At 41.8% G+C, this 13,475-nt stretch carries 13 protein-coding genes; 10 read left to right on the top strand and 3 right to left on the bottom strand.

Going from position 1 to position 13,475, the window contains the following annotated elements; genetic code table 11:
* Positions 1-108 precede the first annotated feature (108 nt).
* The 3 genes from pafA to BMX50_RS07485 all read left to right on the top strand — a co-directional run bounded on the left by pafA (position 109) and on the right by BMX50_RS07485 (position 2,945).
* Positions 109-1,791, top strand: a complete 1,683-nt coding sequence (gene pafA, locus BMX50_RS07495; protein WP_091209744.1) for an alkaline phosphatase PafA — start codon at positions 109-111, stop codon at positions 1,789-1,791.
* 129 nt (positions 1,792-1,920) lie between these two features.
* Positions 1,921-2,547, top strand: coding sequence for a thiamine phosphate synthase (locus BMX50_RS07490; protein ID WP_091209742.1), 627 nt, complete (start codon positions 1,921-1,923; stop codon positions 2,545-2,547).
* Positions 2,548-2,555: 8 nt separating this feature from the next.
* Positions 2,556-2,945 carry a hypothetical protein gene (locus BMX50_RS07485; RefSeq protein ID WP_091209740.1) on the top strand — a complete coding sequence of 130 codons (390 nt, stop codon included), beginning with the start codon at positions 2,556-2,558 and terminating at the stop codon, positions 2,943-2,945.
* A gap of 33 nt (positions 2,946-2,978) precedes the next feature.
* On the opposite strand, the gene BMX50_RS07480 is transcribed toward BMX50_RS07485, so the two are convergent.
* Complete coding sequence (locus BMX50_RS07480; protein ID WP_091209738.1) at positions 2,979-3,392, bottom strand: hypothetical protein; 414 nt, start codon at positions 3,390-3,392, stop codon at positions 2,979-2,981.
* A 153-nt stretch (positions 3,393-3,545) separates the two neighbouring features.
* On the opposite strand from BMX50_RS07480, the gene BMX50_RS07475 reads away from it, so the two are divergent.
* The 6 genes from BMX50_RS07475 to BMX50_RS07450 all read left to right on the top strand — a co-directional run bounded on the left by BMX50_RS07475 (position 3,546) and on the right by BMX50_RS07450 (position 10,227).
* Positions 3,546-4,121: a hypothetical protein gene (locus BMX50_RS07475; protein WP_091209736.1), complete on the top strand. Its 576-nt coding sequence runs from the start codon at positions 3,546-3,548 to the stop codon at positions 4,119-4,121.
* 147 nt (positions 4,122-4,268) lie between these two features.
* The gene (locus tag BMX50_RS07470) at positions 4,269-5,378 is read left to right on the top strand and encodes a DUF6515 family protein (RefSeq protein WP_091209734.1); all 1,110 of its coding nucleotides are present in this window, start codon (positions 4,269-4,271) and stop codon (positions 5,376-5,378) included.
* A 531-nt stretch (positions 5,379-5,909) separates the two neighbouring features.
* Positions 5,910-7,190, top strand: a complete 1,281-nt coding sequence (locus BMX50_RS07465; RefSeq protein WP_091209733.1) for a replication-associated recombination protein A — start codon at positions 5,910-5,912, stop codon at positions 7,188-7,190.
* 18 nt (positions 7,191-7,208) lie between these two features.
* Positions 7,209-7,937: an Abi-alpha family protein gene (locus BMX50_RS07460; RefSeq protein ID WP_091209731.1), complete on the top strand. Its 729-nt coding sequence runs from the start codon at positions 7,209-7,211 to the stop codon at positions 7,935-7,937.
* 88 nt (positions 7,938-8,025) lie between these two features.
* Positions 8,026-9,501 (top strand): DUF5687 family protein, encoded by a 1,476-nt coding sequence (locus BMX50_RS07455; protein ID WP_091209729.1) that lies wholly within the window; start codon positions 8,026-8,028, stop codon positions 9,499-9,501.
* 3 nt (positions 9,502-9,504) lie between these two features.
* Positions 9,505-10,227 carry an ABC transporter ATP-binding protein gene (locus BMX50_RS07450; protein WP_091209727.1) on the top strand — a complete coding sequence of 241 codons (723 nt, stop codon included), beginning with the start codon at positions 9,505-9,507 and terminating at the stop codon, positions 10,225-10,227.
* Between the two features lie 140 nt (positions 10,228-10,367).
* On the opposite strand, the gene BMX50_RS07445 is transcribed toward BMX50_RS07450, so the two are convergent.
* Both BMX50_RS07445 and BMX50_RS07440 read right to left on the bottom strand, forming a co-directional pair.
* The gene (locus tag BMX50_RS07445) at positions 10,368-11,609 is read right to left on the bottom strand and encodes a peroxiredoxin family protein (protein WP_091209724.1); all 1,242 of its coding nucleotides are present in this window, start codon (positions 11,607-11,609) and stop codon (positions 10,368-10,370) included.
* Between the two features lie 57 nt (positions 11,610-11,666).
* Positions 11,667-12,806, bottom strand: coding sequence for an acyl-CoA dehydrogenase (locus BMX50_RS07440; RefSeq protein WP_091209722.1), 1,140 nt, complete (start codon positions 12,804-12,806; stop codon positions 11,667-11,669).
* Between the two features lie 407 nt (positions 12,807-13,213).
* Here BMX50_RS07440 and BMX50_RS07435 point away from each other — a divergent pair, with 407 nt between their 5' ends.
* Positions 13,214-13,456 (top strand): helix-turn-helix domain-containing protein, encoded by a 243-nt coding sequence (locus BMX50_RS07435; protein ID WP_091209720.1) that lies wholly within the window; start codon positions 13,214-13,216, stop codon positions 13,454-13,456.
* Positions 13,457-13,475 lie beyond the last annotated feature (19 nt).

The raw sequence follows: 13,475 nt of genomic DNA, 5'->3' as shown, positions 1-13,475 counted from the left end.
TTTTAAACAATAAACGCGTTTGTAACAATCCCCATATTTAACAAAAACATCATATTGCATTTTAAATGCTTTGCTGATATTTGGCGAAATCAAAAATCTTTTTTCGCGATGAAGTTTAAACATCTGCTGCTTATTTCCCTCTCTTTCGCTACCGTTTCGGTATCGGCACAAAAAAAGAAAACTACAACAACTGCCCCGGTATCTGCATCAATTCCCCGCCCCAAACTGGTTGTGGGTTTAGTGGTTGACCAAATGCGCTGGGATTACCTGTACCGCTATTATGACCGTTACCAGGCCGGTGGTTTTAAACGCATGCTTAATGAAGGCTTCACCTGCGAAAACACCAATATCGACTATATTCCTACGGTAACGGCAGCAGGTCATACTTGTATCTATACCGGTTCTATCCCTGCTATCCATGGCATCGTGGGTAATGATTTTATTATCCAGACCACAGGTAAATCCATGTATTGCACAGATGACAGCACCGTAGTAGCTGTTGGCAGTACCTCAAAAGCCGGACAAATGTCGCCGCGCAACTTGCTGGTTAGCACAGTTACTGACGAGTTGAGACTGGCCACCAACTTCCGTTCAAAAGTTATTGGTATAGCATTAAAAGACCGCGGTGGTATCCTGCCTGCCGGTCACTCGGCCAATGCTGCTTACTGGTTTGACGATGCTACCGGTAACTGGATCACCAGTACTTATTATATGAGTAATCTGCCTGCGTGGGTTAAAACTTTTAACGATCAAAAAATTGCCGAAAAATACCTGAAACAGGATTGGAACTCACTATATCCTGTTGATACCTATATACAAAGCGCGCCTGATAACAGCGACCGTTATGAAGGCAAATTTGCCGGTGCAGCTACACCAACCTTACCGGTTAAAACCTCTGAACTTTATAAAGGTCGTATCGGCATGATCCGCTCAACACCTTTCGGTAATACTATGACGCTTGATTTGGCAAAAGCAGCTATCGAGGGCGAAAAATTGGGTAAAAATACCGTAACCGACTTTTTAGCCGTGAGCCTTTCATCAACAGATTATGTTGGTCACCAGTTTGGCCCTAACTCGGTTGAGGCTGAAGATACCTACCTAAGGCTTGACCAGGACCTGGCTGCGTTTTTCAATTATTTGGATGCAACTGTAGGTAAAGGCAACTATTCGGTTTTCCTGAGTGCCGATCATGGTGCTGCGCATAACCCCAATTTCCTGAAAGATCATAACATCCCTGCCGGTGTTTGGGACGATGGCAAAGCTGCTAAAGAAATGAACGCGATGATCAGCGATAAATACAAGGTAGATAACCTGATCATCAGCATGGATAATTACCAGGTTAACTTTAATAACGCAGCACTTGCAAAAGCAGGTGTTAGCGAAGATGCTGTAAAATTGGATTGTATTGCATACCTGAAAAAACAACCGGGTATTGCTTATGCAATTGATCTGCAAAAGGTACAGGAAGCTAATGTTCCTGATGATTTGCGCAGCATGATCATTAACGGCTATAATGCCGAGCATAGCGGGGCCATCCAGATCATCCTGAAACCGGCATGGTATACCGGTCATGGTACAAATGACCGTGGCCCAACCGGTACAACGCACGGTACCTGGAACCCTTACGATTCGCACATTCCATTGGTGTTTATGGGCTGGGGTATTAAACATGGCAGCCTTACCCGCCAAACACACATGACGGATATTTCGGCTACTGTAGCATCACTCTTGCATATCCAGGCACCTAATGGCTGCGTAGGTAAAACTATTAGTGAAGCGCTGAAAAACTAAGTTTATTTAATCCGAGCGTCAGGAAAGACGGAAAAGTCCGAAAGTTTACAACAAAAACTTTCGGGCTTTTCTGTTAATAATTAAAAACTTTCCGACTTTCGGGCATGACCGACTTTCGGAACTAATAAGATGAAAAAATACATTTCTAAATTTCATTATCTTACACATGACCTGCCTGGTTTTAGCCATGTACAACAGGTGCAGATGGCTTGCAGTGCAGGGGCAAACTGGGTACAATACCGTTGTTTTACCAGGCCCGAAGATGAGCTGATTGATGAAATAAACGAGATAGCCGAAATTTGCGATGAATGGGGCGCAACCCTCATCATTGCCAATCATTATGACCTGATTGACCGTGTTGACGCCCAGGGCGTGCATATTGACGATGCAGATGCCGACCTGCCAACAATCCGCAGGGTTATCGGAACCGATAAAACCCTTGGCGTATCTGCTGCGGATACGGGTGAGTTGTTAAAGCTGCAAAGTGCCGGGGTGGTTGATTATTACGCCTACGGACCGTTTGCAGCCATTAATATAGAGGAGCCTGCTAAGCACCATCCGCTTGGGTTTAGCGGATACCGTCAACTGGAGAAGCTAAGTATCGGAACCCCCGTAATAGCTGTTGGCGGTATTCGGGTAGATGATGTAGAACCTTTGCTTCAAACGGGGATCGATGGTATTGCGGTATCATCGGCCATCAATATGGCGGCCGATCCGGCTTCAATGGTTAAGGAGTTTTACAGGAAGATGTATTAAATTTTCGGATGTATATTTTATATAAAGAGGATACTGATTATCTCAATAAGTTGTTAAACCTGCCCGCGAGGGGTGATGAACAGGATTGGGATATCGAATTGGCTGACCCGGCAAGATTAAGCGAGTTTTTAGCCACATTTAAGGCTTATGACTTAACTTTATCTGTTAAAAGAGCTTTTTTAGCTTTGATAATAGCTTCCTATGATGATCTGCTACAATATGATCCCGACGACGATGATTTTTATTGGACATCTATAAAAAAAATAATAGACCCCGAAACGCATGAGCATATCGCATTGTTAGAATACTGGGCATTTGGTAATTTACAGTCCGAAGAAAACAGCGACTATGGATTTCTTGTTACCCCGCGTATAAGAGCCTATTTAGGCGAGATCTGACTGCGAATCTTGAGCCTGTATATTGATAATGGTTTAATGATATTTTATCTGCCAATCGGACTTTTTTAATTCATAAAGCGTATAATCAAGTCTCTTTAAATATTTCTTGCTCCCAAGCAAATAGCTCATATCGGCTCCGCCTTTTTGATATTTGTTTAGGGTATCAATATGGAAAATGTAGATATATAAAGTTTTGTCTTTGCTTTCGTCTATATACTGAAGCCACGCATTTTTACCTGCTTTTGTTATAAAGGCGGTGTCATTGGGCGCTATTGCATGTGATTGATAATATTCGATGTTATTTTCTGTTCGTTTGGTTGTATCGTTGACGATCTCTACTGCAATGCTAACCGGCGATTGATTAATAACAGACAGTCTGTTGTCATAATAATCCATAATACAGCCTGTAAATAATAAAGGCACAAACAGTAAAATCTTTTTTTTCATGACGAGGTTTATTTACCATTAATACCCTGTAAATAAAAAGGTGACCTTTTATATTATTCTACCGTCATAAAACATTGATTTAGCTTCACCAATCAATAAAAACCCCATCTTTATATTTTCATTTAATATTCATCTGTTCCATCTACATTAGCAATGTCATCACATCATATAGTTCGCGAAAAACAGGAGCCTGCTTTACTGGTTTTAAGTATGGATACTTTTGATGAGGAAATGCTTGGACAGCTGCTGGAATGGAGCCCAACAGTGATCTGTACAACGGATACAGCCGAAAAGCTGGATGCCTCGGGCATAAAGGTTGACTGGATAATAGGCGATGGTGATGCAGGTGATTTGCAGTCGGATGTAAAACAGATGCCTTTGGGCATGGATAATAATGCTGCAGGCACAGCTTTAAAATACCTGGTAATGCACAATTACCCATCGGTTAATGTGATTACAGATGCGCTGGAGCTGAAAGAGTTTTTGTTTTATGCCGATAAAATAAACCTGGTGATTTTCAGGGCGCAGCAAAAAATTTATCCGGTTAATCCGGGGTTCAGCAAATGGAAACCGGCAGGCGAGTTCATTGAATTGCTTTCACATCCTTTAGGCTTGCAATTAAACGGGCTTGAAGCTATTGGTAATAACAGGTATCAAACCACGCACGATGGCTTTTTTACCTTGCAGTTTGAGCAGGATTTTTTGTTCATTGCCGAGGATTTGGAGTAGCGAAAGCAGTAACTGGTACGTATAGATAGTATTGGTTCGCTTTTTGAGTAAAAATAATTTAAAACGCGTTAAACCGTTTAAACATTTAATAGTCTATATATTTATATCAGCAAAATTACTGTGCTGATCAGTTAAAAATTTTTCATCATGAAAAGGACATATAAAAATCTATTAACAATTGCATTAGGGGGCTTATTGAGCTTATCCCTGGCATTTAATGCTGATGCACAACGTGGCGGCGGTGGTTCTCGCGGCGGCGGTGGTGGCGGCGGGGGCGGTTCAAGATCGTCAGGCGGTGGTGGCGGAGGCGGTAGTTTTTCCCGTTCTTCAGGTGGTAGTTTTTCACGCCCGTCAACCTCGTTTAACGGTAGTACACGTACTGCAATAGCAGCACCACAACGTAGCTACGGTACTGACTCGCGCAGCAGCTATGGCACTCCGCAACAACGCAGCTATGGCGGCATTAGGCCAAACGGTTCGGCTATTGCGCCGCAACGTAGCTATGGTAGCACTGCACGTGTTTATAGCGGTAGCCGCGGTGGTTATGCAACTGTCGACAGGCGCGCTTATAACGGTGGTCGTGGTACTTATTACAGGGGCGGTTCATACGCTTATGGTGGCCGCAGGGTTTATCCCGGTACTTATGCTTACGGTGGCCGTGGCGGTTATTTTGGTAATCACTACTACTATCCATACCGTAACTATTACAATTCGTTCTATTACCCACGTTTAGGTTTTAGCATAGGTTTCTTACCTTATGGCTACTATCCTTTCTGGTGGGGCGATTATCAGTATTACTACAGCGATGGTTTGTACTATCGTCAGTACAACGATCAATATACAGTTGTTGAACCACCAATTGGTGCCGAAATAAAAACCTTGCCATCAGGAGCTGAATCAATCATGATCAATGGCGAACAGTACTACGAGTTAAACGGTGTTTACTATCAGCCATATACCAAAGACGACGGCTCGACTGTTTATGTGATTGCCGGTAAAGATGGTCAATTAAATACCGATCAGGGTAATGGCGACAACGGTAGCGTTGATCAGGGCCCGCAAATTGGCGACATTGTAACCCAATTGCCTCCTGATTGCAGGAAGATCAAAATCAATGGCGAAAAATTATTTGTATCGCCAGATGGTTATTACTACCAGGAAACTCAAAATGGTGATAACAAAGCTTACAAAATTGTAGGTACACCATCAGACGATCCTGAAGATAACAACAGCGATCAAAACCCTAACCAACAGTAATTAATAAAAATTCAATATATATTATAAAGGCTGCTTCCGTAATGGAGGCAGCCTTTTTTGGTTGAATCATTTGAGAGTGCCTTCTATTAGGGAAAATTCGGGCTGTGCGATTTCCCTCTTGAGCTACCGTGTTTACACATCTTTTTAATTTTATCATTAATAGAAAAAAATGTCATTTCGACGAACCAAGGGTGGGGTTGTGCAGCGGAGGTGAGGAGAAATCTTCTACGCCCTGCTTTTACAGGTATAATTGTAGAGCTCGATGTAGAAGATTTCTCTTTCGCTCCACCTCTCAGCCCGCCCCAGCTCTATCGAAATGACATTTTTTTTCAAAGATGTGTACACACAATAGTCTCTTGGGAGAGGGGGGCTGCTTCAGAGCCAATCGCAGAAACACCCCCCTGCTGCCGCTCAATCCTTTCGCCCCCCCTCTCAAGAGGGGATTTTAAAAACCTCTTTAATTATCCCCAGTATTCATTATTTTACTAATTTTTTTAGGATTTAGCGTTTTCTTTTCTGAATTTTACTTTTATGAATAACCTCCCGCCATTAGCCGAACGTATGCGGCCCAAATCGCTTGATGATTACGTTGGGCAAAAACATCTTGTTGGGCCGGGAGCGGTACTGCGTAAAGCAATTGAGTCGGGTTCGTTACCATCAATGATATTCTGGGGGCCGCCGGGGGTAGGTAAAACCACCTTGGCTTATATTATCTCACAATCGCTATTTCGGCCGTTTTTTGCTTTGAGCGCAATCAATTCGGGCGTAAAAGATGTGCGGGAGGTAATAGAAAAAGCATCTCTGCTAAAACAGCAGGGAGAAGTATTGCCGATATTGTTTATTGATGAAATCCACCGTTTTTCAAAATCGCAGCAGGATTCCTTATTAGGTGCTGTAGAACGGGGGATAGTTACACTGATAGGCGCTACTACCGAGAACCCATCATTTGAGGTGATTTCGGCTTTACTATCGCGATGCCAGGTTTATATTTTGCAGCCGCTTTCCGAAACGGATCTCATCGACTTGCTGAATAAAGCGATGAAAGAGGATGTGGTTTTAAAGGACAAAAACATCAACATAAAAGATTACGAGGCTTTGCTGCGCCTCTCGGGAGGCGATGCCCGCAAGCTGCTTAATATATTTGAATTACTGGTAAACGCGTTCGATTCAAAAAAAATTGTATTGACGGATGAGGTTGTACTGGAACATGTGCAGCAAAACATGGCCTTGTACGATAAAACCGGCGAGCAGCATTATGATATTATTTCGGCCTTTATCAAATCTATGCGGGGTTCTGACCCCAACGGGGCGATTTATTGGCTGGCCCGTATGATAGTAGGTGGCGAAGATCCTTTATTTATTGCCCGCCGTATGCTGATCCTGGCTTCCGAAGATATCGGCAATGCAAATCCCAATGCGTTACTGCTTGCCCAAAGCTGTTTTGAGGCCGTTAACAAAATAGGTATGCCCGAATCACAGTTGATATTATCGCAAACGGCTATTTACCTGGCAACATCGCCCAAAAGTAACTCGGCTACTACGGCTATCGGAGCCGCTATTGCATTGGTGCGCCAAACCGGCGATTTGCCAGTGCCGCTGCATTTGCGTAATGCGCCAACCAAGTTCATGAAAAACATAGGCTATGGCAAGGATTACAAGTATGCGCACAGCTACGAGGGCAATTTTACCGATCTGGATTTCCTGCCCGATGCCATCCGCGGAACAAAAATTTACGATCCCGGTAACAATGCGCGCGAAAACGAATCAAAAGAAAAGTTAAGAAAACTTTGGGGCGACAGGTATAAATACTAATTATAAACCTAATATCTTATGGCAGATCTGGAAAAGCTCGGGAATATTTTAGGCGCTGAGACTATTAAAAGAATATACGAAGATGGTTTTTCTGGATCAGTTCAGGAAGCTGGTAAGATGTTAACTGATTTGATGAAATCACTCCGATTATTTACTTTACCGTTTCAACTATCAGCAAACTATCAGGATAGAATAACTAAATATTTTGAAAAAGTACGTGCTTCTGTACCTGAAGCCAATCAAATACAAGCTCCAGCGTCTATTAGTGGACCTATAATTGAGAGGCTCAAATATTTAGAAGAGAATAACTATTTAACCGATTTATATCTAAATCTTTTATCAAGAGCTATTGATAAGGAAAGAATCAATGACGCTCATCCTGCCTTTTTTCATATAATCGACCAGTTATCACCTGATGAAGCAATGTTATTATATGCACTCAGCAAAGATTGTATATATTATGATTATACAATGGATTTAAGGGAGGATGGCAAAAGGTTTATAAATACTATTGTAAAAAAAGATACTACTCCAAAGGAGAAAATAGTATTTCTTGAAAACTTCAATATGTATATAGAGCACATGAAATCGTTGAATCTTGTTTTTTGGCAGAAGACGCATGAGGAAGCTATTCGGGTGGAAAAAAAACAAACAGGAACTTATATTCATACTCAGATTGAATTGACTGAGTTTGGTTCTTGGTTTGTTAAAGCTTGTATTCCGGAAAATGGGTTTATTATTTCTTAAATCGAGCATTATAAAGTAATTTAAGCTTCGCTTTCAAAAGGTATATCTTAAACTAAGCCTATACCTTAACTTTTAACTGTCTATATCTATGATCACTACCTTCCTCGGGCACGAACTCAAAGCTTTTTGGCGGTCAAAAAATACAGGTAAAAGTATTGCTATTCGCGTGGTAATGGCTTTGCTTATTCTGTATCTGTTTGGGTGCATTTTGTTTATAGGGCTAATTTTAGATAAGTTCCTGGCCGGGGCTTTTCCGCATGATGATATAGTGATCTCTTTTTGCGGTATCCTCCTTCTTTACTTTTTGTTCGATCTGGTAATGCGTATGCAGCTGCAGGAACTGCCCACATTGAGGGTACAGCCATATTTGCATTTACCCATCAAACGTAACACAGTAGTGTTATACCTGGCATTTACGGCTATGCTTTCGGCCTTTAACCTTTGGCCTGTTATCCTTTTTTTTCCCTTTATTTTAAAAATAATCCTTACCGATTCGGGCGGTTTACCAGCACTGGCTTTTATATTGGCCATTTTAGGCTTTATGCTTTTCAACAATTACCTGGCCTTGTTTATTAAACGCAAGGCTAATTTAAACGGCTGGGTTTTCCTGGTATTTGTAGCATTACTGGCCCTTATTATCACCGGCGATTTCCGTTTTCACCTGTATTCGATACGCAATGTTTCTTATTTGTACTTCGGTCATTTGCTCGGTAAACCGGCGTTGGCATTGTTACCAGTTGTGCTTGCTATTGCTATGTATTACATCAACTTTGCTTACCTAAAACAAAATCTTTACCTGGAGGAATTAAGCTCGCGCAAAGCTTCGGCCTATAAAAGCAGTACTGAGTTTCCGTTGTTAAGCAGGTTTGGCAAAGTTGGCGACCTGGTGGCCAATGAACTCAAATTGATTTTCCGTAACAAACGGCCGCGTTCGGCCCTGGTTATGGGCTTGTTCTTTATGTTTTACGGGCTCATATTTTATACCAACAGTCATTATGGCGAAACCTGGTATATTTTTGTGGGGATGTTTATGACGGGGATTTTCATTATAAATTACGGTCAGTTCATGTACAGCTGGCAGGGTGCTCATTTCGATGGCATTTTGGTAAGCAAGATTAATTTCCGCGATTTCTTGAAGGCAAAATACCTGCTATTTACCATGGTATCAACTGTTGCCTTTATTCTCACTACGCCTTACGCCTATTTTGGCTGGCGTATAGTATTAGTGCATTTTGTAATGTACCTGTGGAATATCGGTGTTAACACAACCATAGTGCTGTTTTTTGCCAATCGCAATGCTAAAAGCATCAATTTATCAAAAGGGGCATCATTTAACTGGGAAGGTGTAGGTGCTACGCAGATGCTGATCTCGTTCCCGTTGATGATTACACCCTATGTCATTTACCTGCCTTTCTCACTGTTTAAACACGCCAATATTGGCCTGACGATGCTGGCCGCTACGGGGATCATATTTGTTTTAACCCGCGATTTTTGGGTTAAAAAACTGGAAGAAGATTTTATAGAAAAGCGTTATACCATTGCCGAAGGCTTCAGAAATAAATAAACAATGATTGAAGTAAGAAATTTAAAAAAAGTTTATAACGGCATTACCGTTGTAGATGTACCCACTCTGCAAATAAACAAAGGCGAAAGCGTTGGGCTTGTTGGTAACAATGGCGCGGGTAAAACCACGCTGTTTCGCATGGTGCTTGATCTCATTCGTGCCGAAAGCGGCGAGATCTTATCTAACGGCGAAGTGGTAGCCGGTCATGAAAAATGGAAGGATTATACCGCAGCTTATCTCGATGAAGGTTTTTTAATAGACTACCTCACTCCCGAAGAATATTTTTATTTCATAGGCGGATTACACAACCTCAATCGTGCACACGTTGATGATGTTTTAACCGGCCTCACCGATTTCTTTAACGGCGAGATCCTGAAGAAGGGTAAATACATCCGTGATCTTTCAAAAGGTAACCAATGCAAGGTTGGTGTTGCCGCTTGCCTGTTGCAAGAGCCTCAGCTGCTGATGCTGGATGAGCCTTTTGCCAATATAGATCCCAGTACCCAATTCAGGCTTAAAAATCTCCTTAAGGACCTCAACAAAAACAAAGGCGTAACTACCATAGTATCCAGTCATGACCTTAATCACATCACCGATGTGTGTGACAGGATCCTGCTAATGGAAAAGGGTGTGATCATTAAGGATATTGCGACAAGTTCATCGACGCTGAATGAGTTGGAGGCGTATTTTGGGGTAGAAGTCGCCCCATCTGAAAAAGAAAGTTGATATCAAAAATGTCATTGCGAGCGCAGCGTGGCAACCGCACGGAGGCATAGCCGCTCTGTACAGTATGCGATTGCCACGCTGCGCTCGCAATGACATGATTTTTCTTTTTTGTTGAGATAGACCGACAATTAACCCCTGTTTTAAGGAGCAGGAACGGCTGCTAACAAATCATCCGTCAACTTCTCAAACTCACTGATAAACTCGGTATAATGCTCGCCGGTACCCGGGCCGCTGAAACCGGTATGGATCTTTTGTACGTCGCCGTTTTTATCAATAATAATAGTGGTAGGGAAGCCAACCACTTTTGATAACATAGGCAGGCTTTGGGCGGTTTGTTTTTTATCGCTGGTGAAGCCGGTTATCAACAGCGGGTAGGTTACTTTAAACCTGTCTTTTACCTGCTGCAGCGCATTCTTTGATTTTTCAAAGTCGGTAGTAGGCTCATAAGCAAGGCCAATTACTTCAACACCCTTATTGTGATACTTTTTATAGTAATTAACCATATAGCCGGTTTCGTCCATGCAGTTTGGGCACCATGAGCCCAGGATCTGTACAATCACTACTTTATTTTTAAAGCGGGTATCATCAAGCGAAACGGTTTTGCCATCAAGGTCTTTAAAGCTGAAGGCTAATTTTTTGTAACCGGGTTTTAGTGATGTAAGGGAATATGCATCGGGCAGTTTGGCATTTTCATCTTTTAGGGCAGCCCATGCCTGCACTGAAGAATACCCGGCGTAAAATTTACCATCGGTTAGCGTTTTATCGTCGCTGATAGTAGCGGTAAAAGTATAGGCGTGGCCTCCGTCGAAAGTAGACAGGTAGAGTTTATTACCACTAACAGAACCTTCAAGATAACGATAGTCGCCGGTAGTAGTTAAGAAGGTCCCGGTAAGTTTATTGCCATCCTGCTTAAACTCACCAACAGTGGTATCTGCCCGTTCTCCCTCGCCAAACACTGCCGACCAGCGTCCGCCGATATTAAATGCCGGTTTTTCCGGATTTTTGAAAAAGCGCCATGATGTATTAGGTACGGCGCTAAACGGAACTAAAAGGTCATTATCGGCGAGGTGCCTCACCCAATTACCGTTAAGGCTATCGCCATTAAGTTTTAGTTTAAACTCGGAATTAAATAAAGGCATATGAATAAAAACCGAATCGCCTTTGGTGGCAACATCTGTTACTTTAAAGTGCTCGGCACCATTAATGATAGCTAATTGTTGTTTGCCGCCGGTGTTGTTAACTTCGAAATTGAAAGGAATTTCGGTGCCTGATTTAGTTTTAAGCGCACCTCGCCATTCGCCGGTTTTTAGTTTAGTTTGAGCAAAGCCGGTTTGCAGAAATAATAATCCGCAAATACCGGCCGCGATATTTTTGAAAGTCATACTTAAATATATAGTCTACTTAATCTATATACTTTCAAAGGTATAAAAACAACGCCGTTATTTCAACAATCCGCGCGAAATGACAATTCTTTGAATTTCAGATGTTCCCTCGTAGATCTGCGTTATTTTGGCATCGCGCATCAGGCGTTCAACGTGATATTCCTTCACATAACCGTATCCGCCATGAATTTGTACTGCTTCGGTAGTAGTACGCATAGCCACTTCAGATGCATATAATTTGGCCATTGATGACGCATGGGCATAGGGTTTTCCATGGTCTTTGAGCCAGGCTGCTTTAAGGCACATTAAACGGGCAGCTTCTATTTCGGTAGCCATATCTGCCAACTTAAACTGGATAGCCTGGTGATCGGCCAGTGGCTTGCCAAAAGTTTTACGCTCCTTAGCATATAGTTTAGCCAATTCATAAGCACCGGATGCTATACCCAAAGCCTGCGAAGCAATGCCTATGCGGCCGCCATCCAATACGCTCATGGCAAACTTAAATCCAAAGCCATCTTCGCCAATGCGGTTTTCTTTGGGCACTTTAACGTCCGTAAACATCAGCGAATGGGTATCCGAGCCACGAATGCCCATTTTGTTTTCTTTAGGGCCGACAGTAAAGCCAGGCATTCCTTTTTCAACAATAAAGGCGTTAATGCCGTGATGCTTTTTGGCTGCATCAGTTTGGGCTATTACAATATAGGTAGATCCCATACCGCCATTGGTAATCCAGTTTTTGGTACCATTGAGCAGGTAATGATCGCCCATGTCAATAGCGGTAGTACTTTGCGATGTGGCGTCAGAGCCGGCCTCTGGTTCTGAAAGGCAGAAAGCGCCAATACATTCGCCTTTGGCCAACGGCATTAAATATTTTTGCTTTTGCGCCTCACTGCCATATTTTTCAAGCCCATAACATACCAGCGAATTATTTACCGATACTACTACCGAGGCAGATGCATCAATTTTTGAAAGCTCTTCCATTACCAGCACATATGATATGGCATCCATGCCTGCACCGCCATAAACGGGGGATACCATCATGCCCAGGAAACCAAGTTCGCCAAGTTTTTTAATTTGTTCGGCTGGGAATTTTTGCAGCTCGTCGCGTTCAATAACACCAGGTTTCAATTCTGCCTGCGCAAAGTCGCGGGCAGCCTGGCGAATCATTTTTTGTTCTTCGGTCAGTTCAAAATACATGGATATAATTAAAACATAAATATATAAAATTTACTATGCATGCATAGTAAATTTTATAAACAAAAAAAGAGAGCTTTTTTTGAAGCTCCCTTTCCCCTAATTAATTTAAACTATTGATTAAACCCAAAACAAAGAACAAAAAATCTCAACTTGGGCGTCTGAGAATTCAATTTTAATTTTTCACAGGTAGATGTTACTAAATTTCTTTTTTTTCACAGATGATACAGGGCGAATATTTCTATACAAATCTTTTGCCATAATTATAAAATTGTGGCATTAATATTTCATGTTTAAACGTTAGTTGTCAATTTTTATAAAAGAATAATATCTGCATATAAAATTTATTGATGTTATTTTATTTTTAGCTTTTACAAAAAATATAAACTATTAAATAAGCCGATCCGTCCATGCTTTTAACTGATTTTGAATGTCTTAACGATGCAGATAACGCGTTTAAACGAAAAGTTGCCTTACAGATAAAAACTTTGCGTAAGCAAAACCGGGTTACTCAGGAGCGGTTTTTTAATGAAACACGCATAAATATTGCCAGGCTCGAATCAGGTATTATTGATATCCGGTTGGAAACACTTCGTAAAATTTGTTATTATTTTGATGTTTCTTTAGCAGGTTTCTTCCAGGGGATATATTAAATTATCATATTTAGAAAAA

Source organism: Mucilaginibacter gossypiicola, assembly GCF_900110105.1.
GTDB lineage: Bacteria > Bacteroidota > Bacteroidia > Sphingobacteriales > Sphingobacteriaceae > Mucilaginibacter > Mucilaginibacter gossypiicola.
The sequence above is the reverse complement of the archived record's forward strand: the minus strand, read 5'-3'. Positions and strand labels throughout refer to the sequence as shown.